Origin of the sequence: Caballeronia ptereochthonis, assembly GCF_001545075.1 — a bacterium.
Classification (GTDB): domain Bacteria; phylum Pseudomonadota; class Gammaproteobacteria; order Burkholderiales; family Burkholderiaceae; genus Caballeronia; species Caballeronia ptereochthonis.
On record NZ_FCOB02000019.1, the window covers coordinates 35,834 to 60,751 of the forward strand.

The window sequence follows — 24,918 nt, forward strand, 5'->3', positions numbered from 1 at the left end:
CCGCCGTTGCTACCGGTGATGCACCGGACACCTCAGCAGCCAGCTCCGCAGATTCACCGCGTCCTGAAAGTGCCCTTGCGCGTTCGGCGCGCCGAGAATGACGAAGACCGTCGGACGGCCATGCACGGGCGCGATCACGATGAGGCAATGCCCCGCCTCGTTGGTAAAGCCGGTCTTCTGCAGGCCGACGCGCCACGACGCGCGATACACGAGCGGATCGGTGTTGCGATACATCAGCGGCCCCGCGCCGCCGAGCACGAGCTTGTGATGCGACGTCGCGTATTCGCGGATCGTCGGATAGCGATACGCCGCGCGCGCGAGCCGCGTGAGATCGCGCGCCGTCGACACATTGTGCGGCGAAAGCCCGGTCGGATCGACGAAATGGCTGCGCCGCATGTGCAGGCGCTGTGCAGTGTGGTTCATCGCGCGCACGAAGCCCGGGCGCCCGCCGGGATAATCGCGGCTCAATGCGAACGCGGCGCGATTCTCGGACGACATCAGCGCGATGTGCAGCATCGTCTTGCGCAACAGCAGCGAACCCACGGGCAAGCGCGAGCGCGACCATTTGAGCCGATCGACGTCGGCATCGGTGATGCGCGCGGGCTTGTGCAGCGAGCGCTTCGAGTCGAGCACGACCATCGCGGTGAGCAGCTTGGTCAGCGATGCGATCGGCAGACGCTCGTCGGCGTGCTTCGCATAGAGCGCGCGTCCGGTCGCGAGATCGACGGCAATGGCCGCGCGCGCATGCACGACGGGTTTGGCGGCGACGCGCTTCGCGTGCGCGATGAGCGGCACGAGACTCGCGACGACAAGAACGATGAGGAAGAGATGAAGTCTGAGCATGACGCGTTCAGCAGCGCGTCATGAAGGCGAGTGGAAGCGAATGTGGCGGCATGGGGCAGCGACAGGCGAACGAGTCCGCTACCCTAAGTCGCGAGGCTTAAATGAACCTTAAAGGAAACTTGAAACGGGCAGCGCGTCTCATCGCGCGCGCGCCCAGTGCGCGAGCCCCGCGCATGCGATCAGCAGGCTGCCCGTGACGAAGAACACCGCGTGCAGCCCGAGCGATACGCCGATCTGTCCGCCGATCACCGGCCCGATCACCTGCCCGGTGAATTGCGCGGATTGCAGATAGCCGAGCATCTGTCCGCTGCTGCTTTCATCGACGGCGCTGCGCGCGAGCTTGGATATCGACGGCAGCAAGCCGGCGAGCGTCATGCCCATCACCACGCGCAAGCCGGCGAGCTGCCACCATTGATGCACGAACGCTTGCGGAATCATCGCGATGCCCGTGAGCACGAGGCATCCGACGATCACGTTCCAGCTTCCGATGCGATCGGCCAGCGCGCCGAGCCGCGCCGCCGTCAGCATGCTGCCGAGCGCGGAGCACGCCATCACGAGGCCCGCGATGCGCGCGACATGATCGGCCGTCACGCCCAGGCCGCCGACATAGACGGTGATGATCGGCTCGATCGACATGTTCGCGAGCAGCACCATCATCGCGGTCGCGAGCAGCGCGGCGACGACGACGTAGTTCGTGCGACGCGCCTGCGTCGATGCCGCGTGTTCCGTGCGCTTCTTCGCATCGCCCGGATGAAAGTCTTCCTTCACGAAAACGATCGTGAGCAACGCGGCCACTGCGATCATCCCCGCGCCCGCGAAGAACGTGCCGCGAATGCCGATCAAACCCGGCAGCAAGCCGCCGATGAGCGGCCCGGCGAGATTGCCCGCGAGCGCGCCCGTCGAGAGGATGCCGAGCGCCCACCCTGCCCGCTCGCGCGGCGCCTGCGTGCCGATCATCACCGTCGATGCCGACGCGTAGCCGCCGACCAGTCCCGCCAGCAGCCGCAGTGCGACCAGCTGATGCACCGTATGCGCGACGCCGATCAGCGACATCACGAGCGCCATGCCCACCGCGGCGCGCACGAGCATCGGCTTGCGGCCGTAGCGATCGGCGAGGCGTCCCCAGAGCGGCGCGGTGACGGCCGTGCCGAGAAACGTGGCGCTGAACGCGACGCCCGACCACTCGATGACCGCCGCCTGCGACCCGACGCCGAGCTGCCGGACATAGATCGGCAGGAACGGCAGCAGCATGCTGAGGCTGACGAGCGTCGTGAACGAGCCGAACACGCAGACGGCGAGGTTGCGCCGCCAGTATTGCTCGTTGCGTTCGGCGTAGCCGGGCGGCGCGGCGACTTGCATGATCTGGCTCATTTCGACCTCAGCGCGGCGAACAGATCGATGGCGAGCGCGACGCCAAGCGCCGCCGAGCCGATCGCGAAAAGCATCCGATAATCCCCGCCGCTCTTCGAGAACAGGAACGAGAGGCCATAAGCCGCGAGTGCCTGCAACACGGCAAAGCCCGTCGTCGCGGTGCTCCATGCGCCCTTCTGCGCGGCGGGATGATGGGCCAGCAGTTCATTCACGCGTCCGAGCACGAGCGGCACGATTCCCGGCGTGAACGCGCCGACCAGCACGCTCGACACGATCAGCAGCGCCGCGTTGGACGAAACCGCCGGGATCGCGACCGCCGCCAGCTGAAGCAGATACGCGACGCGCAACGCAGGGCCGAAACCGGCGCGGTCGGCGAGGTGTCCGCTCAGCAGCGGACCGGCGATCGCACCGAGCCCGTACAGCACCCAGTACTCCGCGCCCGCATCCACGCCCTTGCCGAGGCCGCGTGCGACGAAATCGACGAGAAAGATCATGTGCGGCACGAGACCGACCGCATTCAGCGCGTACTCCGCGAAGAGCGCGCGCAACGCGGGCGGCGCTGACGCCTTCGCATGCGCATGCTCGCCGGCACGCGCGGGAGCCGGCGCGTCCTGTGACGGCCATCCGTTCCACGCGACGACCGTCAGCACCAGCGAGACCACGGCGAGCCCGATCCATGTTTGCGTGAGTCCCTGGCGCAGCAGCAGCGGCACGATCGTCCCCGAAGCGGCGATGCCGAGCCCGATGCCGGTGAAAATCGCGCCGCTCGCGAAACCGCGACGCGACGGCGCGACATGCGCGATGATCGTCGGCGCGGCGAGCACCATCAGCGCGCCGCCCGAGATGCCCGACAGGAAGCGCCAGACGAAGAACCACAGAAACGAAACCGGAACCGCGCACGCGACGAACGCGATGGTTGCAATCACCATCATCGCGCGCAGCACCGTCGCGGCGCGCGCGTGCCGGGCGAGCGGTCCGCCCGCGAGCGCGCCCGCGAGATAACCGCCGAGATTGGCCGCACCGAGATACGCCGCCGTCGACGCCGGAAACCAGTGCGCGCCGATGATCGCCGGCAAGAGCGGCGTGTAGGCAAACCGCGCAAGCCCGATGCCGACCAGACTCGCGCTCGCGCCGGCGAGCACGCCGCGCCAGACCTGGAACGTCCCGCGTTCCGATTGATTCAAGACTGCATATCGCATACTGCCTCCGTCACTGCGGCGGGCGCGGCCTGCGCGCCCTGCCTTCGGAAGCAGTCTATATTCGATCGTTCGGCGAGAGAATTAACGGCAATCGGAAGATAATCTTCCGTCAGGCGGTTGAATCGAGCTGCAATCGCTTGAACTGGCGGCGCAGGCGCGGCGTGGCGAAGTCGACGAAGGCGCGCACCTTCGGCACGGAAAGCCGCCCGTGCGGTGTCAGCAGATGCGCCGGAAGCGGCGCGTGCTCGCTGTCGGGGAGCACGACCTGCAGCGTCTTGTCCCTCACTTCCCTGGCGACGTGATAGGAAAAGAGCCGCGTAAGCCCATGCCCTTCGACTGCCGAGGCAACGGCCGCACGGACCGTATTGACGATGAAACGCGGTGCGAACTGCACGACCTGCGGAATCGCCGAGCCGCCCGAAGTCGGGAAGCTCCACGAATCGAGGCCGAAATGCGTCATCGAGATGATCTGATGCCGAGCAAGGTCGGCGGGCTGTCTGATCGGCGCGTGTTTGGCCAGATACCGCGGGGACGCGGCCACGACGCGCCGCACTTCGCCCACGGGAATCGCGATCAGCGTCGAGTCGGACAGATGCGCGATGCGCAGCGCGACATCGATACCTTCGTCGATCAGGCTCACGGGCCGGTCGAGCAGTTGCAGGCGCACCGAAACGGCGGGGAAGCGGGTGATGAAATCGTCGAGCATGGGCCGCAGCAAGTCTTCGCCGGCGGCGACGGGCGCGGTGATGGTCAGCAGTCCGCGCGGCGCGGAGCGCTCGTGCGCGATCAGCAGATCGGCTTCCTCGAGATCGGTCAGGATGCGGCGGCACGCGGCGGCATAACGCTCGCCCGCTTCGGAGAGCTTGATCGTGCGTGTCGTGCGATGGAGCAGGGCCGTGCCGGTGTGCTCTTCGAGAAAGGCGATCGCCCGGCTCACGGCGGCGGGAGAGCGGCCGAGCCGCCGCCCCGCGCCCGCCAGGCTGCCTTCGTCCAGCGTGGCGATGAACACTTTCATCGCGTCGATTCGGTCCATGTCGGCTCGGATAGTCGCTTGTCGGATGAAGCGCCAAGTCTACCGCGAGCGTCATCGGCGCCGCGGACCGGAGCGCGCCGATGACGTGCTGCAAGAACGCGTCAGACAACCGTGATCGTCACGTCGATGTTGTTTTTCAGCGCCTTCGAGTATGGGCAGGTCTGATGCGCCATCTGCGCGATCTCCTCGGCCAGCGCGCGCTCGATGCCCGGCAGGCACACGTTCAGGCGCGCGCGCAGCAGGTAGGCTTCGCCGGACATGCCGAGATCCACTTCCGCATCGACGGCGGTTTCCGCGGGCAGTCTCAGCTTCAGTCTTGCCGCGGCCTTGCCCATCGCGCCGATGAAACATGCGGACCAGCCCGCGGCCAGCATCTGCTCGGGGTTCGTGCCCGGGCCCGTCGATCCGGGCGGCGAGAGCTTCACGTCGAGACGGCCGTCGGAGCTTTGCGCGTAGCCTTCGCGGCCTCCGACGACGCGGGTTTTGCCGGTGTACAGGACGGTGTCGATCTGGGTCATGATGAATGCCTCGTGTGTGTTCGAAAGTTGCGGGGTTCAGTGATGAGCGAAGAGCCGGGCGAAGTCGTTCGTCGTCGCGCCGCGCGCGCCCGACTGCGAGAACGTGTCGCCCATGCCGCCGTACGATTGCGCCTGAACGCCGCCATTCTCGTGGGCGATGGTCTGCGCGCTCACGCCGCGCTGCGATGCGGGCGCGCCGGCAAGCGGGTCATAGTGCGGCGCGGGGCCGTAGCCGCTGCTGGCGAATGCGGAACCGGCGGCGACGGCGCTGACGGCGATGACTGCGGCGGTGACGAATTGCTTGATCATGATCGGGCCTCTTTTTTCAGTGGATTCAGTAAGCGTTCGAAATCGGTCGGCAAGCGGATCAGCTGCCTTGATACAGGCTGCGCAGCGCGGCGATCTGGCCATCGCGTTGTGCCTGCACCAGTTCGCGCTTGACCTCGGCGCGGGTCTTGCCCATGTAGGCGTGGTTTGCGGCGGCCTGTTCGGTCTGCGCGTTCACCGGGCTGTTCGTCACGGCTGCGTGAGCAACACCCGCAAGGCCCGTCATGGCGCCGGCGACGAGAGCGAAAGCAACGATCGTGGATTTCATGGTGTTTCTCCTTGACGGATGTATCAATCGGTTGAATGAGTCACGGCACTTGGGCCTGGCGAGTGTCTGTCGTGTGTTTCACTCGTCAGCCGTCGTTGACTGCATTTGAATCCCCGGAGGTATCTGGCCTGTGTCCGGAAAGCGGGTCCTGTGCAATGTTTTGTATCGCGTGCGTTGCAGATACATTGCGATACGAAACCCCGTTCACGGCTGGGCCAGCAGCTTCTCGATCGCCGCTTCGGTCTGCGCGTAATCGCCCTCGCCGAAGTGCGTGTAGGCCACCTGCCCTTTCCTGTCGATCAGATAGAACGCCGGCCAGTACTGGTTGCCGTAGGCCGCCCAGGTCGCGTAACGGTTGTCCTGCGCGACCGGATACGTAATGCCGAAACGCTCGATGGCGCGCCGCACGTTGCCGGTGTCGTGCTCGAACGGAAACTCGGGCGTGTGGACGCCGACCACCACGAGCCCTTTGTCCCGGTACTTCGCGTGCCACGACTTCACGGCAGGCAGCGTATTGATGCAGTTGCCGCACGCGAAGGTCCAGAAATCGACCAGCACGACCTTGCCCCGCAACTGGGCGAGCGTGAGCGGCTTGCTGTTGAGCCAGGTGTCGATGCCGGCAAATTCCGGCGCGGTATGGGCGGCCGTGGGCGCAGCGGCGTGCGCGGGCGCCATGGCCGCGCACGCCGCCAGTCCGGCGCACGCGGCCACGCTTTTGATTCCAGAGAGCATGACGAAGTCCTTTGAATGCGGTGAAAATCGGGGCGGTCACGCAAGTGACGTAGCAGCCCGGCCGGCCGACGTTCGAATCGGCATGACCGCATTGGACTGCGCGCGCGTATCCCGCTTGTGTCGCAGGAAGGCGCCTTGCGCAACGTTATGTATCGCCCCATGCGCGAGATACACTGCGATACAAAACTTCTGCCGAGACGCGCTATAACGCAGACATCGCGTAATCAGCGGGAGCTTCACATGAAACGCATGCTGGCGGTCCTGGCCTTTCTCGTAGGCGGGATCGCGACGGAAATGGCCCATCCGGTTCAGTGTCTCTTGATCAGTCCGAGCCGGATGCAACTCAGGCGTCAACGACAACGGTCCATCGATGGAAACCACTGACCATGTATTGATCGTCGACGACGATCGCGGCATTCGCGAGCTGCTCGCGACCTACCTCGAAAAGAACGGCATGCGCGTGTCGCTGGCGGCGAACGGCCGGCAGATGCGCGCCGTGCTGGAGCAAGGCGCGCCGGATCTGATCGTGCTCGATCTGATGCTGCCCGGCGAAGACGGCCTCGTGCTGTGCCGCGAGCTGCGCGCGAGCAAGTTCCGCGACGTGCCGATTTTGATGCTGACCGCGCGCAATGAGGAAGCGGACCGCATCCTCGGCCTCGAAATGGGCGCCGACGACTACCTGCCGAAACCGTTCGCCGTGCGCGAGCTGCTCGCGCGCATCCGCTCGGTGCTGCGCCGCACACGCATGCTGCCGCCGGGCATGGAGGTGACGGAGTCCGCGCCGATGCTCGGCTTCGGCGACTGGCGGCTGGATACGACCGCGCGCCATCTGCTCGACGCCGAAGGCACGATGGTCGCGCTCTCGGGCGCGGAGTACCGGTTGCTGCGCGTGTTTCTCGATCATCCGCAGCGCGTGCTCACGCGCGATCAGCTGCTGAATCTGACGCAGGGCCGCCAGGCCGACGCGTTCGACCGCTCGATCGACCTGCTCGTCTCGCGGCTGCGCCAGCGCCTGCGCGATACGGCGCGCGAGCCGCGCTACATCAAGACGCTGCGCAGCGAGGGCTATGTGTTCTCCGCGGAAGTCAAACCGCTCGAGTCTTCTTCATGAGCTCGCTTTCCACGCCTTCCTTCCTGCACTGGCCGCGCACGCTGTTCGCGCGCCTCGCGCTGATCCTGCTCGTCGGACTGGCTCTGGCGCAGACCTTCTCGTTCCTTCTGACGATGAAGGAGCGCGACGAATCGATGACCAACGTGATGATGGGCTACGTCGAGCGCGAGGTCGCGAGCTCGGTCGCGCTGCTCGATCATCTGCCGCCGGACGAACGCGCGGAATGGCTGCCGCGTCTCGCGCGGCGCAGCTACGAATTCATTCTCGGCCCCGGCGTGACAGGCACGCCGCCCGATGCCCGGCTCTCGGAGCGCTTCGCGCAATCGATCGGCGAGGGCATCGGCAAGCGCTATCCGCTGACGGTCAATGCCGTGCCCGGCGAGCGCGAGCGCTTTCAGGTGCATCTGCGTCTCACGGACGGCTCGCCGCTCACCATCGACATGCGTCCGATGCCCGGCATGCCCATGTCCGGCTGGCTGCCGCTGGTTCTGGTGCTGCAGCTCGTCGTGCTCGGCGCGTGCTGCTGGCTCGCGGTGCGCGTCGCAACCGGTCCGCTCAAGCAGCTCGCGCGCGCCGCCGACACGCTCGGTCCCGATCTCAAGGCCCGACGTCTGCCGGAATCCGGCCCGGATGAAGTCGCGCGCGCGGCGAAGGCGTTCAACGCGATGCAGGACCGCGTCGCGATGTACATGACCCAACGCATGCAGATTCTCGCGGCGATCACGCACGACCTGCAGACGCCGATCACGCGCATGCGCCTGCGCGTCGACGTGATGGACGACGACGCGACCGGCGCCAAGCTCCAGCAGGACCTGAAGGAGATGGAATCGCTCGTGAAGGAAGGCGTGACCTACGCACGCACGCTTCACGGCACGAACGAAGCGCCGCGCCGCATCGACCCGGATGCGCTGTTCGAGAGCATCGTCGACGATTATCTCGATGCCGGGCAGACCGTGACCTTGCGCGGCAGCATCGGCGGCGCGCTGATGGCGCCGCCGCAGGCGTTGAAGCGCGTGGTGGGCAATCTCGTCGATAACGCGATCAAGTATGCCGGCGCGGCCGAGATCGAAGTCGCCGCCCGCGACGACGGCCGCGCCGTGGTCTCCGTGCTCGATCGCGGCCCGGGCATTCCCGACGAATCGCTCGAAGCGGTGTTCGAGCCGTTCGTACGGCTGGAAGGATCGCGCAACCGGCAGACCGGCGGCACGGGGCTCGGCCTTGCCATCGCCCGGCAGCTCACGCTGGCGATGGATGCAAGTCTCACGCTCCATCAGCGCGAAGGCGGCGGTCTGGAGGCGCGACTCATCATCAGGATTGCGGCGTAACGCCGGGAAAACGTTTACCTTAAAAATACAAAAATACGACGTCCTATCTTGCCGCTCAATCCGATTGTCAAACCGCCTAAGCGTTAGCCCCGCTTGACGACGCTGGCGTCACTCGGATAACGTTTTCTTAAGCTCTGCGTTGGCAAAGCCGCCGTCAAGCTTGCGCGCAGAGTCATACGACATCGTTTGTTAGCACCGATGGCCCAAGGCGCATTCCCCGCCTCGTTCACCAGGGCATGCCCGCCCGTTCGCGCCGTCGCGCCGAGCCAGATTTGCATGAAAACCGGACCCACCGGACCAGGAGACGACAAATGAAGCAACCGCAGAACCGTGCAACGCGCCATTCCCCCGCGCGCCGTTCCTTCGTGAAGTTCGCGGGCTTTTCGGCGAGCGCCCCGCTGCTCGGCGCGATGGGTACTCTCGGCACGCTTGCCGGCTGCGGCGGCCACGACGACTCGAACTCGGGCTCCGGTTCGACGCCGCCGCCCGCGCAGGATCCGATATGGGGCCCGTCCGGCTCGGCGACGCAAATCGTCAATGCGCTGCAAAGCGTATCGAAGTCGATGTTTCCGGACCGCCAGTTCCTCGTCACCGATTACGGCGCGAAGCCATGCACGGTCGTCGCGGCGACGAATCCGTACACCGATCCGACGAAATCGCCGCTCTCCACCGGCGCGAACCAGACCAACGCGCCCGGCTCGTTCGACTCGCGCCCGGCCTTCCTCGCGGCGATCGCGGCGTGCAATGCAGCCGGCGGCGGACATGTCGTCGTGCCGGCGGGAACCTGGTACTGCGCGGGGCCGATCGTGCTGCTCTCCAACGTCGATTTCCACCTGAGCGCGAACTGCACGATCTACTTCAGCCCGAATCCCGCGGACTACGCGAAAGACGGCCCGATCGATTGCGGCGCGAGCGGCAAGCTCTACTACAGCCGCTGGCAGGCCAACGACTGCCTCAACTACGGACCGCCCGTCTATGCGCGCAACCAGAAGAACATCGCGCTCACGGGCGATGGCGACACGTCCGTGCTGAACGGTCAGGCGATGACGCCCTTCGCCGGCAGCGGCAACACCGCAACCTGCTGGTGGACGTGGAAGGGCAACAACGGCGCCTACGGCTGCGTGAGCTCGTCGACGCCCTCGCAGGCGTCGAGCAATCCGAACAACGTCGATCTGAAGACCGCCGTGCCCGGCATCTCCGCGGACCTCTACGCGAAACTCACCGATCCCGCCACGCCCTGGCAGCAGGACCAGAACTATCTGCCCGCGCTGTCCGAGGCGGGCGTCGCGATCGAGAAGCGCATCTTCGGCATCGGCCATTACCTGCGGCCCTGCATGGTGGAGTTCATCGGCTGCACGAACGTGCTGATGGAGAGCTATCGCACGAACAACACGCCGTTCTGGCAGCACCACCCGACCGATTGCCAGAACGTGGTGATGCGCAGCGTGACGGTCGACAGCATCGGCCCGAATAACGACGGCTTCGATCCCGACGCGTGCGACATGGTCCTGTGCGAGAGCGTGACCTTCAACACCGGCGACGACTGCATCGCGATCAAGTCGGGCAAGGATCTGGACACGCAATACGGCCCGGCGCAGAACCACGTCATCCAGAATTGCACGATGAACAGCGGCCACGGCGGCATCACGCTCGGCAGCGAAATGGGCGGCGGCGTGCAGAAGATCTACGCGCGCAATCTGCAGATGCTCAACCAGTTCTGGGCGACGAATTCGTTGAACATCGCGATCCGCATCAAGACGAACATGAATCGCGGCGGCTTCGTGAAGGACTTCTACGTCGACAACGTCACGCTGCCGAACGGCGTGAGCCTGACGCCTTCGGGCTACGGCAGCAGTCTGCTCGCGGGCAGCCCGATCAACGCGACGGTGCCGCTCGGCGTGGCGACGGCGACGGCCGCGAATCCATCGGCGGCGCAAGGCGGCATCGTCACGTTCGATTGCGACTACCAGCCCTCGAAGGACGCGATCCGCACGCGGCCGGCGCTCGTGCAGAACGTCAATATTTCGAACCTGAAGGCGAGCAACGTGACGCTCAAGGGCGTGACCGCCTCGTGCTTTCAGGCGATCGTGGCGCAAGGGCCGGTCGCGTTCGACTACAACGGCCCCGCGCCGACGCCGGCGATTCCCGCCATCACCGGCGTCACGATCACGGATTGCGATTTCGGCACGCCGGTCGCCGCAGGCCCCGCCACGGCGACGTCGCCCGGACCAATCTACGCGTACAACGTGCACGATATCGTGCTCGACAACACCGTGATCGCCGGCGTCACGATGAACTCGACCGTCAGCGATCCTCGCTGAGCCAGCGCGGCAGGCGGTCGATGATGCGCCCGCCGCATTTTGCCCGGAGCCGGTCAGCCATTCTCCGGCCGGTTCGGCGGCGGAGCCGCGCCGAGCGCCTTGCGAAGCTTCGCGACACGCTCCGCCGTCACGGCCGGGGCGCGATTGCCCCAGCTCGATCGCACGAACGTGAGCACGTCGGCGATGTCACGGTCGGTCAGGCGGTCCGCGAAGCCGGGCATGCCGTAGTGGGTCGGCGCGGCCTTCGTCCACGGCATTTCGCCGCCCTTCAGCACCAGCGTGATGAGCGAACCCGGGTCGTCGGAATTCACCACGGAATTTAGGCCGAGCTTCGGAAACGTGCCGCCGTAACCCGCACCGCTCGTGCGATGGCACGCCGCGCAATTGTCGACATAGGTAAGCGCGCCGTTGCCCGCACCGGTGCCGGCGCGCAGTTCGAGCGCGACCGTTTCGTCGGGCCTGAGCGCCCCCTCCGGGCCGCGAATGGGCGACAAGGTCTTGAGATAGCGCGCAATCGACGTGAGATCGGCATCGCTCATGTGCTGCGTGCTGTCCTCGACCACGTCCTTCATGCCGCCGAACGCCGCCGCATGCCCGGTGCGCCCGCTCTTCAGGAACGCGGCGATATCCGCCTCGCTCCACGCGCCCAGGCCGTCCTTGACGTCGCCACGCAGGCTCTTCGCGAGGTAGCCGTCGACCACGCCGCCCGACAGATACAGCGGGTCGGCATCACTCAGCGTCTTCATCTGCAAGCCGACGCCGCGCGGCGTGTGACACTCGCCGCAGTGGCCGAGACCCGCGACGAGATAGCGTCCACGCGCGGCGGAGCCCTCGGGCGGCGGTGCGCCGTCGGCGACCGCCGCGGGCGCGAAGATCATGCGCCAGAAGCGCAGCGGCCAGCGCATCGAGAGCGGCCAGGGGATGTCGGTCGCGCGGTTGGCCTGCGAGACCGGCTGCACGCCGTTCATGAAGTACGCGTAGAGCGCCTTCACATCGGAGGGCTCGACCTTCGCGTACGATGCGTACGGCATCGCGGGATAAAGCGTCGACCCGTCCTTCGCGATGCCATGCCGCACCGCGCGATCGAACGCCTGGAGCGTATAGCCGCCGATACCTGTCTTCTCGTCCGGCGTGATGTTGCTCGAATAGATCGTGCCGATTGGCGAAGCGATGCCAAGCCCGCCCGCGAACGGCTTACCGCCTTTGGCCGTATGACACGCGACGCAATCGCCAACCTGCGCGAGATAGCGTCCGCGCTCGATCAGTTGCTGGTCCGCGCCGCCCGTCACGCCCGCGAGTGGCGATGCCGCGTGATCGGCAAGCGCCTGCACGGCCCATGCCGCAGCCGCGACGATGGCCGACGACACCGCCGCCGCGGCGAGTTTCTTCCTGTTCATCGCCGTCTCCTCAAGCCTGCACCAGCGGAGCCGGTTGTTTCAGATACTGCTCGCGGATCGCCTTCGCCGTGTGGAACGCGAGCGCGGCCACGACGCCCGTCGGGTTATAGCCCATGTTCTGCGGGAACGCAGAGGCGCCCGTCACGAACACGTTGTGCACGTCCCAGCTCTGCAGGTACTTGTTCACGACACTCGTTTGCGGCGAAGCGCCCATGATCGCGCCGCCCGTCGTGTGCGTGGACTGATACGCGCGCGTGTCGTAGCGATCGCCCTTCTTGCGGATGGCCTTGAAGTACGCCTCGTGCTTCATCGTTTTCGCGACTTCCTCCATGCGATCGCCCATGTAGCCGAGCATCGCGTATTCGTTGTCGTGCCAGTCGAAGGTCATGCGCAGGAGCGGCAGGCCGTGTGCGTCACGGTAAGTCGGATCGAGATCGAGATAGGCGTCGCGGTAAGGCATCACCGAGCCGGAAATGCCGATGGTGAGGAAGCGCTGATAGGCATCCGTCACGCCCGCCTTCCACTTGCTGCCCCAGGACGGCGTGCCGGGCACCGTGGGCGTGAAATTGATCGGCCGTCCGCTGTAAGTGACGTGACGAATGCTCGCGCCGCCGAGGAAGCCGAGCGGGCCATGATCGAACTGGTCGCCGTTGAGATCGTCCATGGCGACGCCGCCCGCGCCCGTGCCGATGAACGGATTCATCAACTCGCCCTTGGGCAGCAGCACGTTGACGCCGCCATTCATCTGATATGCATAGTTCTTGCCGACGACGCCCTGGCCCGTCTTCGGGTCATAGGGCTTGCCGATGCCCGAGAGCAGCAACAGGCGCACGTTGTGCATCTGGAATGCCGCGACGATCACGAGATCCGCCGGCTGCTCGACTTCGCGGCCTTGCGCGTCGATATAAGTCACGCCGGTTGCGCGCTTCCTGTCCGAATCGAGCAGGACGCGGGTCACGTAGGCATGCGCGCGCAGCTCGAACTTCGGGTTCTTGAGCAGCACCGGCAGGATGGTGGTCTGCGGCGATGCCTTCGAATACATGTAGCAACCGAACTGCTCGCAGAAGCCGCAGAAGTTGCATGGCCCGAGCCGCACGCCATACGGGTTCGTGTACGGCACGGAAGCGTTCGCCGCAGGCGCGTGATACGGATGAAAGCCCGCCTCGCGCGCCGCCTTCTCGAAGAGTTGCGCGCCGTAGGTGTTCCTGAGCGGCGGCGTGGGGTAGTCGCCCGAGCGCCGTCCCTCGAACGGGTTGCCGCCCGCTTGCATCTGTCCGTTGAGATTGCCCGCCTTTCCCGACGTGCCGAACACTTTCTCGGCGAAATCGAAATGCGGTTCGAGCTCGTCATAGGTGATGCCGAAGTCCTGCACTGTCATCCCTTCGGGGATGAACTTCCTGCCGTAGCGTTCCTCATACCGCGTGCGCAACTGCAGCTCCTCCGGCAGGATGCGATAGTGCATGCCGTTCCAGTGGAAGCCCGCGCCGCCCACGCCGTTGCCGAGCAGGAAGGAGCCATGCTGGCGATACGGCACCGCGAGATCGTCGACGCCATGACGGATCGTCACCGTCTCGCCAGAAAGATTCTGGAAAAGCTTGTTGCGTTGCAGGTAGGCGAGCTCGTCGATCACCTTGGGATATTCGGCATCCGTCGGCGTGTCGCGCATCGGGCCTCGCTCCAGTGCGACGACGTCGAGCCCCGCCTCGGTCAGCTCCTGCGCGAGGATCGCGCCCGTCCAGCCGAAACCGACGATCACGCAATCGACCTTGTTCTTCCTGATTGCCATCGTCTTATGCTCTCCTGCCGTCGATCGAAACGGGACCGTACGGATATTTCACGTTCGGCCGATCGATCCAGTCCGCGAAGTCCGCGCGCGCGCCCGGGAAGCCGATCATCTTCCAGCCGATCATGCCCTTGTTGCCGCCGTGGATCGGGTCGGCGAAAAAGCCCTCCTTCGTGTTCCTGAGGAGATGCGAGAAGAAGGTTTGCGAAGGCACCGCGTCGAATTCGATCTGCCCGTGCTCCAGCCGCGCGAGCACATCCTCCTGAGCGACGATGTCGAGATCCGCGAAGGCCTTGCCTGCATACCGCTTCGCACACCAGTCGTCGCATGCCTTGATGCCCAGGCGATAGATGTCGCGCGGCAACAGATTCAACTGATAGCCGAGTTCGGCCGGCTGATCCGGGTGAAACGGGCCCTGCATGTACCAGAGCCTGCCGTGGCCGTAAGGCGTCTCCATTTGCCGGTCGATGAACTCCGGCACGCCTGCCTTCAGCGCGCCGGGACCGTACTCGTCCTCGGGGATCAGGCGATCGACCGCGGCCAGAAGGAAACGCCATTCGGCGGCCTGGAAGTAGACGCGATGGTAGGTATCCGATGATGGCGCGCCATCCGCTTGTGACGACGGGCTGCACGCGGCCTGCGTGAGGGCGGTTCCGGACGCGACGGACGCGGCCGGCACGATGGCGAGCACCTGCCGCAGGAAGCGGCGGCGGGGCTCCTGATCAATGGGCATTTTCTCTTTCCCTGGATTCTGTTTTTTTAGTAGTTCGAATCGGCTTCACGCAAAATGTTTCGAATCAAACAAACCAATTCGCACACATGCGCCGCGCCGAATGATTGTCTGGCACAACTACTTAGTATGACCGATCCATCCGGCCAAAAACGTTGAAAATTGAAAACGTTGAATGCGGCTGTGGCTTCGGTCGAGAAAGCGCACCGTGCAAACCCGCGCGCGGCATGGCTTCGCCAGGGTGCGGCGCCAGAATGCATATGGCGCAGCTGTCGATATCAAATATGCCGGGAGGAATCGAACCGCGTATCGAATGAAATCCGGTCGATCGAAAAAAGGTAATGAATTGAAAAAGACTAGAAACGCATTCTTATATTTTTATTCGTCTCGCGGCGTCCAGCGGCCACACGTCGAATGCGGATTGAATCGGACCCGGCGTTTCAACGCCCGGTCGCGCGCCGCCCTATGAGCAGCGGCAAGCGCAGCAGGAAGCCGAAGAACAGCCGCGTGTGCATCCATGTGAGCAGCAGGTTGTCGCGGCCATAATGGAAATGCGAGACGCCGCCCTCTTCCGGCGTGAAGTAACGCACCGGCGCGTCGAGGTTGATCGGACGCACGCCGCGCCAGCACAGCCGCACCACCGCTTCCGGATCGAAGTCGAAGCGGCGCATCCATGTCTGCTTGCGCATCAGCGCGGCGAGCGGCGCGATCGGATAGACGCGAAAGCCGTACAGCGAATCGCCGATGCCCATCCACAGCGTCTCCAGGTTCGCCCAGCCGTTCGAGACGCGCCGTCCCTGCACGCGCAACTGCGGCGCGCTCGCATCGAACCTGGGGCGGCCGAGGATCATCGCATCGGGTGCGGACATCGACGTCTGCATGAACGTGCGGATCAGCGCGGCGGGATGCTGGCCGTCCGAGTCCATCGTGAGCGCGTGCGTGAAGCCGAGCTTCGCCGCTTCGTCGAGGCCCGCGAGAATCGCCGCGCCCTTGCCGCGATTTTCCGGCAGCACGATCACGCGCAGGCCGGGATCGGCTTGCGCCATTTTCGCGAGGCGCTCGGCGCTGCCGTCCGTGCTGCCGTCGACGACGACCCACACCGGGTTCCACTGCTCGCGCGCGCCGCGCACCGTTTCGTCGACTTTCTCGCCGGGGTTGTAGCTCGGAATGAGGACGAGATGCGTGGACGATGCGCGTGTCGAAAGCATGAGGAAAGACAGAAAGCGGGAGCGATGCGGGGAATTTTACCGGCTGCCGGCGCGCGCGCTTTCAGTCGCGCGGGCGATGCGTATCGAGCTCGCCCGCATAGAAGCGCTGCAGCTCGGCGATGAATGCCTGCAACGCGGCGTGATCGCGTCCCGGCGGCGCGAAGCGGCGGCCGAGGGTCACGCGATAGGTGATGGGCAACGCCGGCTTCCTGAAGATCTGCCAGCCCTTGCCGAGAAAGCCCGAATCCGTCTCGATGATGAGCGTCTGCACCGGCACCTGCGCGCGCGCCGCGATGAGCGCGATGCCGCCCTTCAGCGGATTCACCGAAGCCCTTTCGGTGCGCGTTCCTTCCGGAAACAGCAGCAGCGGGCTGCCGCGCCGCAGCTCGGCGACGGCGGCGCGAATCAGCCCGACGGGCGTGTCGTTGACGATATAGCCCGCGAGCAGCGCGCCCGGCCCGAGGAACACGTTGCCCGCGACATCGCCCTTCATTACGCAGCAGGTGTCCGGCACGCGCGAGGCGATGAGCAACGCATCGAGCAGGCACGGATGATTCGGCGCGAGGATCATCGCGGACTGGCCGGCGAGCGAATCGAGCCCGGAGAGATCGAAGCGGCACGCGCCGAGCGTGCGCAGGAGCACGAAATACATGTGCCACACGCGCTGCACGACGGAGCGTCCGACACGCCGCCCCGCATCGACGGAGAGCACGCGCCGCAGCGCCCACGCGAACGGAAGCCATGCGAGGCACACGAACGCGAGCACCACGAGCGCGAAGTAGAACGCCACGCACTGCCACGCGGATTCGAGCGCCCCGAAAAGCGACGGCTTGTCGCCCGCGCCGCCGATTTTCCGATGGGCGTCACTCATCGCTCGCCACCGTTTTCGACGATTGCCCGAACACCCACGCCACCGCCACGCCGCCGGAGAGCACGCTCTTCTGACGCACGAGCGGGCTGTCGGCGAAATGCGCGCCCGCGAGATTGGCATAGCGCACGAACGCACCGACCCAGTAGCGGCTGAAGCGCCGCGACATCGACACGAGCGCCTGCGCCCGCGTAGCCGCCGCTCGCGTCGAACGCGGGACGGCCGGGCGTCGCGTATGGCGGCGCGACCGTGTAGTAATGGTCGCTGTACTTGCGGTCGGCGAACATCGGGCCGGCGAACATGCCGACCCGCAGGCCCGGGACGCCCGCGACGTCGACGAGATCCAGATTCAGGTTCGGCTCGAACTGCCAGCCGACCGTCTTCGGCGACGATTCCAGCGTGATGCCGAGGCGCAACGGCATGCGCAGGTCGAGCAGCATGTCGCGCGAAGGCGAGCGCCAAAAATGCACTTCCACCGACGGACCGATTTCGATGGTCGGTTTCAGGTCCGGCATGCCGGCGCGCGCGTTGTCGTCGCGGCTGGAAACGGGCAGCGAACCGAGCACGCTGATGTTGAGGTTCACGCGGTCGGTGTCGATCAACTGGCCGCGCACGCCGTCGCGGTCCGCGCGAAAGAACTTGCCGCGATAGACGATGTACGGAAACGGAAAGACCCACGCGCGCGTCTGGTCCGAGCCCGGATAGTGCGGAAACGCGGCCACCCCCATGCCGATGCCGAGCTCCCACAATGGCTTGGACGGCGGCGGCGCTTCATCCGCGCCCGCCGCCCTGGTCGCGAGGAAGAGCATGACGATGGGCGCGAAGCGCAGCCAGCACGGCGGATCGAATACCGGCATCGTGGTCAATTGGCCGACATCTCCGCGCGTTCGGCATCGTTCAGGTTGCGGCGGCGCATGCGGTACGCGCGCAGCGAATTGCGCCAGTCGAGCGTCGCCGCGATGTAGTAGACGCCCTTGAACGCGCGCAGCGAATGCCAGATCGGCGTCGTGCCGAAGATGTCGCCCGCGAGCAGCGAGAGCAGCGCTTCCTTCATGCGCAGCGGATTGCGCGGGCCCATGAAGAGATTGCGCATCGTCGGCGAGGTCATGCGATAGATGAACCACGAGAACTCGCGCGGACCGTGGCGCACGTCGCGATCGAACCTGGCGAGCGCGGCCTGCGCGCGCGCCGGATGCGTCAGCGCCGCATCGATCGCCTCCGCGCCCGCGAATGCGCTCTGCATCGCGAGCATCACGCCGGACGAGAACACGGGATCGATGAACGCGAACGCGTCGCCGAGCAGCAGGAAATTGCGCCCGTGCGTCATGTCGCCGGTGTACGAGTAATTGCCCGTGGCGTGGACTTCGCTCATCAGTTCGGCATCCTTCAGGCGCTCGGCGAGCGGCGGACAGAGCGCGATGGTCTCGCGAAAGAACGCATCCACCGATGTGCCCTTCGGACGGCGCTTCAGATAAGCCGGCCACACGACCGCGCCGACGCTCGTCGCGCCGTCCGCGAGCGGAATGAACCAGAACCAGCCGTGCTCGAACCAGAACACGGTGATGTTGCCTTCGTTCGCGCCCTCGTTGCGGCGCGCGTTGCGGAAGTGGCCATAGAGCGCCGACGAGTTGTGGCGCGCGTTGCGGCGCTTGGTCTTGAAGTGATTCGCGAGCAGCGTATCGCGCCCCGACGCGTCGACGACGAAACGCGCGCGCACTTCCTCGACGCGTCCATCCTCGTGCTCGGCGCTGATCTTGGCGCTCGCGCCATCGGGCGCGAAAACGATGTCGCGCGCGCGGCACCCCTCGCTCACCTGCGCGCCGTGCTTCGCGGCATTGCGCAGCAGAATCTCGTCGAGCTCGGAGCGGCGCACCTGATAGGCGCTCGGCATCGACTTGTCCCAGGCGTCGGCGAAAAGGAAGCGCTGCGTGCGATTGTCATGCTGCGGCGACACGAACTCGGCCGCGAGCTTGACCATGCCGATCGCGCGCACCTCCTCGGCGACACCGAGCTTGTCGAAGAGCCGCAAGTTGGCCGGCAGAAGCGATTCGCCGATGTGAAAGCGCGGATGCCGCGCCTTTTCCAGCACCCGCACGCGATAGCCGCGCTCGGCGAGCAGCGTCGCCGCCGTCGATCCGGCGGGTCCGCCACCGATCACCGCCACGTCCCAGGTTTGTACGTGGTCCTGCATGCCGGTCTGCGTCGCTTCGCTCATCATGCTCCTCTGGATTGCCTGCCTGTTCGCCGATGGGCGCGCCCTGAAGAGGCGCTAGGCGATCCCGCCGTTGATCGACAACACCTGTCCGGTGACATAAGCCGCCGCGTCCGAGACCAAATAGGCGACCATGCCCGCGACTTCCTCCGCCGTGCCCGCGCGCTGCGCCGGCACCAGCTGCTTGATGCGCTCGGGCGGAAACGCATTGCCCAGCATCGGCGAATCGATGACGCCCGGCGCCACCGCATTCACCGTGATGCCGCGCGAGGCCAGTTCCTGCGCGAGCGCGCGCGTCGCGCCGATCAGGCCCGCTTTCGCGGCCGCGTAGTTGACCTGCCCGCGATTGCCCATCAGCCCCGACAGCGACGACATGTTGACGATGCGTCCCCAGCGCGTGCGGATCATCGGCATGAGCAGTGGCTGCGTGACGTTGAAAAAGCCGTCGAGCGTGACGTCGAGCACGCGCCGCCACTGCTGGCGGGTCATGCCGGCCATCGGCGCGTCGTCGTGGATGCCCGCGTTGTTGACGAGAATCTGCACGGGGCCGTCCGCGAGAATGCGCGCGAGCGCGATTTCGGCGGCGTCGGGATCGGTCACGTCGAAGGCGATCGCGTGCGCCGTGCCGCCCGCCGCGCGGATTGCCTGCACGCAGCTTTCAGCGCGCTCGATGCCGCCGTTCGCGTGAATCCAGACCTCGTGTCCGGCCGCCGCCAGCGCGCGGCTGATGGCCTGTCCGATCGCGCCGCTGCCGCCCGTCACGAGCGCGCGCATGGCTTGGCTCCCGTCATCGATTGCACTCCGCTTGTCGGTTTTCCGTGTTGCGCGGCCGCATCGGCCTGCCGCATCGAAAGCGCACGAGCGTGCGCGTCGTCCAGTCTCGATGCGGCCGATTTCATCCGCATGACAGCGGCCGTCAGCCCATGAGGCCGCGCTTGTTCACCGCGTGCGATGCGCGGCGACGTGCGCCGCGAGCGCACCGAGATTCGCGAAGATCTTCTGGTTGTCCGGGTTGTCCGAGCGCAACTCGAACCCGTATTTCTTCGAGATCAGCAGTGCGATCTCCAGAATGTCGATGGAATCGAGCCCGAAACCTTCTTCATACAACCGCGTATCGGCCGAGACGGCCTTGGGATCGACGTCCTCGAGATTCAGTTCGGCGACGATCAGCTCGGCGAGCTCTCTTTCCAGTTCATTCATCGTGTGTCGGACCAGCGCAAAAACGCGCGGCAAGGGCAGCTCGGAAGACGTGCGCCCCGCGTTTACCGCCCCGCTGCCGGTCGCCTGTTATCGAGATAATTGCAGTGGCGAAATTCTAGACGAAGCCCCTTGGGACGCCTAGTAGGAAAGGTAACCGGCCATACGGTGCCTTTCGCCACGATATTTCCGAGAAAAATCAGCGGTTTCGCTGATGGGCGGGGCGGCTGCGCCCGTAGGGTAAAATCCGCTCCGTCTGACGAATGTAAGAGCATCGAACAATCGGTTACAGACCGGGCTCGCACCCGCGCGAGAAAATAAACGTCAGGCGGGCGACTGCCGAGTCTTTGTTCAACAAACCGAGCGCTTCGAAAAGCGCCGCAGCCGCTATCCATGTTGCGTAATTTTTTCCACCCACAAGCGCCCTATGGGCGAGCCGCGCGTCCGTCGCGTTCGACGGAGGTTCGCCGATGAGCGCCGCCCGCCTGTTGCGCGCGGCGGGCGTCGTAGCCGCGATCGTCGCCTATCAGTGCGCCGCGCATCATGCCGCGGCCACGCCGGGCGCGCACGGTCTCGGGCTCGCGCTCGTCATCGGGCCGCTTCTGCTGATCACGCTCAGCGCCGCCATGCGGTCGGATGCGCGCGCCTGGCTGCTGCCGCTCTGGGCGCTCGCCTGCGTCGTCCTGTGGCTCGGGCGCGCACCCCTCACCGCGCACTTCGGCTGGGGCCTCTGGCTGGAGCACGCGAGCTTCAACCTCGCGCTCGCATGGATGTTCGGGCGCACGCTCGTTTCCGGACGCGAGCCGCTCTGCACCCAGTTCGCCACCATGGTCCACGGCAGGCTCGAGCCGCGCGTCGCGCGCTACACCCGGCGCGTCACACTGGCATGGACGCTGTTTTTCGTCGCCACCGCGCTGGTGTCGACCGTGCTGTTCGCGGGCGCGTCGATCGTCGCGTGGTCCACGTTCGCCAACTATCTGGCGCTGCCGCTCGTCGGGCTGATGTTCGTCGCCGAGTACGCGTGCCGCCGCATCGCGCTGCCGGACATGGAGCCGTCGAGCATCATGGACGCCGTCCGCGCCTATCTGCATTCGATGCAGATGCGCAGGAGCGGCGCACAGTGATTTCGCCCCGCAAGTGCGTCCTGTAGTCGTCCGATAACGATCCCATGCCCACATTTCCGCTGGTTTTCCATTCGTCGCCGGATCAGACGCTCGCTTGGCGCGACGGCGCGCCCGTCAGCGTGCACGAGTTCCTTGCCGACGTGCAGCGGGTTGCGGGCGCATTGCCCGAAGGCGCTCATGTGTTCAACGTGTGCACGGATCGCTACCGCTTCACGGTGAGCCTTTGCGCGACGCTCGTCGCGGGCAAGACGAGCCTGCTGCCGTCGACGCACACGCCGGAAATGGTGCGCGCCCTCGCCTCCTTCGCGCCCGACGCCTTCTGTCTGCACGACAGCGACGACTGCGCGATCGATCTGCCGCGCTTCCGCTATCCCAAGGCCGCAGGCGTACGGATTGCAGCCGATTCTGAAACCCTTGTGCCGCACATCGACGGTGCGCGCGTCGTGGCCTACGTGTTCACGTCGGGCTCGACCGGCGCGCCGGTGCCGCATCGCAAGACGTGGGGGTTTCTGGTCAGGAACGTGCGCGCGGCGGCGGCCCGTCTCGGCCTCCTCGGCGACGCACCCGCCACGCTCGTCGGCACGGTGCCGCCGCAGCACATGTACGGCTTCGAATCGACCGTGCTGCTCGCGCTGCTCGGCGGCCTCGCGTTCAGCAACCGCCAGCCGTTCTATCCCGTCGATATCCGCGCGGAACTCGAAGCCGTGCCCGAGCCGCGCGTGCTCGTGAGCTCGCCGATCCACCTTCGCGCGCTCTTCGCGAACGAGGAAGCGCTGCCGCGCGCGTCGCTCGTGCTGTCGGCGACCGCGCCGCTCTCGGAAAAGCTCGCGCTGGACGCGGAAGAGCGCCTGCGGGCGCCGCTGATGGAAATCTACGGCAGTACCGAAACCGGCCAGATCGCGACGCGCCGCACCGCGCGCACCGCCGCGTGGGAGCTGTTTCCGGACATCTGCCTGGAACCGCGCCACGACGATGCCCGCGACGATGAAGACGCCACGCCGACGATGTGGGCATCGGGCGGCCACGTCGAGGTGCCGGTGCCGATGGGCGACGCCCTCGAACTCATCGACGACACGCATTTCCTGCTGCACGGACGCAAGGCGGACCTCATCAACATCGCCGGCAAGCGGACCTCGCTCGCGTATCTGAATCATCAGCTGAATGCGGTGCCGGGGGTCGTCGACGGCGTGTTCTACATGCCCGACGAAGCCCGCGAGGGCCAAGGCGACGGCGAGCCGGTGCGGCGGCTGATGGCGCTCGTCGTCGCGCCCGGGCTTGCGGCGGCGGACTTGCAGCGCGCGCTGCGCGAGCGCATCGATGCCGCGTTCATGCCGCGTCCGCTGCTCTTCGTCGACGCGCTGCCGCGCAACGCCACCGGCAAGCTGCCGCGCGAGGTGCTGACGCAACTGATCGAGCAGGAGCGCAACCGCCGTTCGGCGCTCACGTTCACCGTGCCGCGCGAGCATCCGGCCCTGGCCGGGCATTTTCCCGGACGTCCGATCGTGCCGGGCGTCGTGCTGCTCGATCACGCGCTCGATGCGATCGGCTCGGCGCTCGGGCGCAGCTTCGACGCCTGCAGGATCGAATCGGCGAAGTTCCTGAGCCCGGCGGAACCGGGCGAGGCGCTGGACATCGCGTTCGAAACGGCGGCGAGCGGCGCGATCCGCTTCACGATCCGCGCGGGCGAACGGGCGGTGGCGAGCGGCGCGCTCGCGGCGCCGTCGGCATAATCGACATCGACAGCCACGGACACGCACGTATCGTGAACAAGCCGCGCATGAACCGCGACGACTGGGCCGAGCGCCAGGAACGCAGCAACCTCGCCTTGCTGCGCTTCATGACGTGGGTGTCGCTGCGCTTCGGGCGGCGCGCGGGGCGCGTGCTGCTGCGGATCATCACCGCGTATTTCGTGCTGTTCGCGCCGTCGGCACGGCGTGCTTCGCGCGGCTATCTGAATCGCGCGCTCGGCCGGCACGCGGGCTGGCGCGACGGCTATCGCCACGTGTTCTCGTTCGCATCGACGATTCACGACCGCATCTATCTGCTCAACGAACGCTTCGATCTGTTCGATATCCGTACGCACGGCGTCGAGGATGTCGAGGCCGCGCTCGCGGGCGGGGGCGGCGCTTTCCTGATGGGCGCGCATCTCGGCAGCTTCGAAGTGGTGCGCGCGATCGGGCGGGCACAGCCGCATATCCGCATCGCGATCACGATGTACGAGGAGAATGCGCGCAAGATCAACGCGATTCTCGCCGCCGTGAACCCGGCCGCGCATCACGACGTGATCGGCCTCGGCAAGGTCGATGCGATGCTCAAGGTGCGCGAGCGGCTCGATGCGGGCAGTCTCGTGGGCATACTCGCGGACCGCACGCTGCGCCAGGCGGGCGACACCTTGAAGGAGCGCGATTTCCTCGGCGCGCCCGCCGCGTTTCCGCTCGGGCCGCTGCATATGGCGGCGGTGCTGCGGCGTCCGGTCGTCTTCATGACGGGACTCTATCTGGGCGGCAACCGCTACGATATCCATTTCGAGACGCTCGCCGATTTCTCGAAGATCGGGCGCAGCGAGCGCGCCGCCGCTGTCGACGCCGCGCTCACGCGCTACGTCGCCCTGCTGGAGAAGTACTGTCGCGCGGCGCCATACAACTGGTTCAATTATTTCGACTTCTGGCAGGCGAACGCCGCGCGGGAACCGGCGCAACCCTCCCCGCGCGCGACGGGCGCCCGCCTGCAGGAAGTCACGAGGGATTCCTGAGCTCATGCGAGTTTTTTCCGCGGTGCTGAGCGCCGCCGTTCTCTGCGCCGCCTCGACGCTCGCCGTCGCGGCGGACGCGCCCGCTTCCGGCTGGACGCTCGACCGCCTGATGAACACGCTCGGCGCGAAGAAATCCGGGCGCGCGCACTTCACCGAGACGCGCTATCTGAAGATCGCGCAGGAGCCGCTGGAATCGTCGGGCGAACTCGTTTTCGTCGCGCCCGATCACCTCGAGAAGCACACGCTCAGCCCGAAGCCGGAGAATCTCGTCGTCGATGGCGACATGCTCACCGTCGATCGCAACGGCCGCAAGGTCACCATTGCGCTGCGCAACTATCCGGAGCTGGGCGCGTTCATCGACAGCATCCGCGCGACGCTCGCGGGCAACCGCTTCGCGCTGGAAAACGCGTACAAGGTGTCGATCGCCGGCCAGGGCGATAACTGGACGCTCACGCTCGTGCCGACCGATTCGCGCATGCAGAAGAAGGTGAGCGAGATCACGCTCGCCGGCACGGGCGCGACGCTCGCGCGCGTCGAGATCAGGCAGGCCGACGGCGACCGCTCGCTGATGCGCCTGCAAGACGCATCGTCACACTGAA

General features: G+C 66.2%; 23 protein-coding genes and 1 pseudogene. 7 read left to right on the forward strand and 17 right to left on the reverse strand.

Features of this window, described 5'->3' with window-relative positions; all coding sequences use genetic code 11:
* Positions 1-9: 9 nt before the first annotated feature.
* The 8 genes from AWB83_RS20360 to AWB83_RS20395 all read right to left on the reverse strand — a co-directional run bounded on the left by AWB83_RS20360 (position 10) and on the right by AWB83_RS20395 (position 6,291).
* Entirely contained in the window at positions 10-843 is an 834-nt protein-coding gene (locus tag AWB83_RS20360; protein ID WP_087047422.1) for a serine hydrolase family protein, read from the reverse strand.
* 138 nt (positions 844-981) lie between these two features.
* Complete coding sequence (locus AWB83_RS20365; RefSeq protein WP_087047423.1) at positions 982-2,214, reverse strand: MFS transporter; 1,233 nt, start codon at positions 2,212-2,214, stop codon at positions 982-984.
* Positions 2,211-3,413 carry a YbfB/YjiJ family MFS transporter gene (locus AWB83_RS20370; protein ID WP_087047424.1) on the reverse strand — a complete coding sequence of 401 codons (1,203 nt, stop codon included), beginning with the start codon at positions 3,411-3,413 and terminating at the stop codon, positions 2,211-2,213. Before AWB83_RS20370 ends, AWB83_RS20365 begins: the two co-directional genes overlap by 4 nt.
* Positions 3,414-3,522: 109 nt before the next feature.
* Positions 3,523-4,446 (reverse strand): LysR family transcriptional regulator, encoded by a 924-nt coding sequence (locus AWB83_RS20375; protein WP_087047425.1) that lies wholly within the window; start codon positions 4,444-4,446, stop codon positions 3,523-3,525.
* A 101-nt stretch (positions 4,447-4,547) separates the two neighbouring features.
* Positions 4,548-4,964 (reverse strand): organic hydroperoxide resistance protein, encoded by a 417-nt coding sequence (locus tag AWB83_RS20380; RefSeq protein WP_208636780.1) that lies wholly within the window; start codon positions 4,962-4,964, stop codon positions 4,548-4,550.
* Positions 4,965-5,000: 36 nt separating this feature from the next.
* A complete protein-coding gene (locus AWB83_RS20385; RefSeq protein ID WP_087047427.1) occupies positions 5,001-5,273 on the reverse strand; it encodes a hypothetical protein in 273 nt (90 codons plus the stop codon).
* Between the two features lie 58 nt (positions 5,274-5,331).
* The gene (locus tag AWB83_RS20390) at positions 5,332-5,559 is read right to left on the reverse strand and encodes a DUF4148 domain-containing protein (RefSeq protein ID WP_087047428.1); all 228 of its coding nucleotides are present in this window, start codon (positions 5,557-5,559) and stop codon (positions 5,332-5,334) included.
* Positions 5,560-5,763: 204 nt separating this feature from the next.
* Complete coding sequence (locus AWB83_RS20395; protein ID WP_087047429.1) at positions 5,764-6,291, reverse strand: thioredoxin family protein; 528 nt, start codon at positions 6,289-6,291, stop codon at positions 5,764-5,766.
* 370 nt (positions 6,292-6,661) lie between these two features.
* On the opposite strand from AWB83_RS20395, the gene AWB83_RS20400 reads away from it, so the two are divergent.
* The 3 genes from AWB83_RS20400 (at position 6,662) to AWB83_RS20410 (ending at position 11,048) form a co-directional block, all read left to right on the forward strand.
* Entirely contained in the window at positions 6,662-7,402 is a 741-nt protein-coding gene (locus AWB83_RS20400) for a response regulator (protein WP_087047430.1), read from the forward strand.
* Positions 7,399-8,727, forward strand: coding sequence for a sensor histidine kinase (locus AWB83_RS20405; RefSeq protein ID WP_087047431.1), 1,329 nt, complete (start codon positions 7,399-7,401; stop codon positions 8,725-8,727). Before AWB83_RS20400 ends, AWB83_RS20405 begins: the two co-directional genes overlap by 4 nt.
* 311 nt (positions 8,728-9,038) lie before the next feature.
* The gene (locus tag AWB83_RS20410; protein WP_087047432.1) at positions 9,039-11,048 is read left to right on the forward strand and encodes a glycoside hydrolase family 28 protein; all 2,010 of its coding nucleotides are present in this window, start codon (positions 9,039-9,041) and stop codon (positions 11,046-11,048) included.
* A gap of 53 nt (positions 11,049-11,101) precedes the next feature.
* Here the strand turns inward: AWB83_RS20410 and AWB83_RS20415 are convergent, their stop codons facing one another.
* The 9 genes and pseudogenes from AWB83_RS20415 to AWB83_RS20455 form a co-directional block, all read right to left on the reverse strand.
* On the reverse strand, positions 11,102-12,445 hold the full coding sequence (locus tag AWB83_RS20415; protein WP_087047433.1) for a c-type cytochrome: 1,344 nt from the start codon (positions 12,443-12,445) through the stop codon (positions 11,102-11,104).
* Between the two features lie 10 nt (positions 12,446-12,455).
* Positions 12,456-14,231, reverse strand: a complete 1,776-nt coding sequence (locus tag AWB83_RS20420; protein WP_087047434.1) for a GMC family oxidoreductase — start codon at positions 14,229-14,231, stop codon at positions 12,456-12,458.
* A 4-nt stretch (positions 14,232-14,235) separates the two neighbouring features.
* Positions 14,236-14,961, reverse strand: a complete 726-nt coding sequence (locus AWB83_RS20425; protein WP_087047435.1) for a gluconate 2-dehydrogenase subunit 3 family protein — start codon at positions 14,959-14,961, stop codon at positions 14,236-14,238.
* A gap of 437 nt (positions 14,962-15,398) precedes the next feature.
* Positions 15,399-16,166, reverse strand: a complete 768-nt coding sequence (locus AWB83_RS20430; RefSeq protein ID WP_087047436.1) for a glycosyltransferase family 2 protein — start codon at positions 16,164-16,166, stop codon at positions 15,399-15,401.
* A gap of 61 nt (positions 16,167-16,227) precedes the next feature.
* Entirely contained in the window at positions 16,228-17,037 is an 810-nt protein-coding gene (locus tag AWB83_RS20435) for a lysophospholipid acyltransferase family protein (protein WP_087047437.1), read from the reverse strand.
* Positions 17,030-17,891 (reverse strand): annotated as a pseudogene (locus AWB83_RS37305) (MipA/OmpV family protein). The gene AWB83_RS20435 and the pseudogene AWB83_RS37305 overlap by 8 nt, the downstream one beginning before the upstream one ends.
* Positions 17,892-17,896: 5 nt before the next feature.
* A complete protein-coding gene (locus tag AWB83_RS20445; protein WP_087047531.1) occupies positions 17,897-19,225 on the reverse strand; it encodes an NAD(P)/FAD-dependent oxidoreductase in 1,329 nt (442 codons plus the stop codon).
* Between the two features lie 78 nt (positions 19,226-19,303).
* A complete protein-coding gene (gene fabG, locus AWB83_RS20450) occupies positions 19,304-20,020 on the reverse strand; it encodes a 3-oxoacyl-ACP reductase FabG (RefSeq protein WP_087047438.1) in 717 nt (238 codons plus the stop codon).
* A 165-nt stretch (positions 20,021-20,185) separates the two neighbouring features.
* Entirely contained in the window at positions 20,186-20,446 is a 261-nt protein-coding gene (locus AWB83_RS20455) for a phosphopantetheine-binding protein (RefSeq protein WP_014252231.1), read from the reverse strand.
* Positions 20,447-20,913: 467 nt separating this feature from the next.
* On the opposite strand from AWB83_RS20455, the gene AWB83_RS20460 reads away from it, so the two are divergent.
* The 4 genes from AWB83_RS20460 to AWB83_RS20475 are packed head-to-tail and all read left to right on the forward strand — an operon-like array spanning position 20,914 to position 24,917.
* Entirely contained in the window at positions 20,914-21,567 is a 654-nt protein-coding gene (locus AWB83_RS20460; RefSeq protein WP_087047439.1) for a COG4648 family protein, read from the forward strand.
* 44 nt (positions 21,568-21,611) lie between these two features.
* Entirely contained in the window at positions 21,612-23,297 is a 1,686-nt protein-coding gene (locus AWB83_RS20465; protein WP_087047440.1) for an ApeI family dehydratase, read from the forward strand.
* A 47-nt stretch (positions 23,298-23,344) separates the two neighbouring features.
* Positions 23,345-24,319: a lysophospholipid acyltransferase family protein gene (locus tag AWB83_RS20470; RefSeq protein ID WP_087047532.1), complete on the forward strand. Its 975-nt coding sequence runs from the start codon at positions 23,345-23,347 to the stop codon at positions 24,317-24,319.
* A gap of 4 nt (positions 24,320-24,323) precedes the next feature.
* Positions 24,324-24,917: a LolA family protein gene (locus AWB83_RS20475; RefSeq protein ID WP_087047441.1), complete on the forward strand. Its 594-nt coding sequence runs from the start codon at positions 24,324-24,326 to the stop codon at positions 24,915-24,917.
* Position 24,918 lies beyond the last annotated feature (1 nt).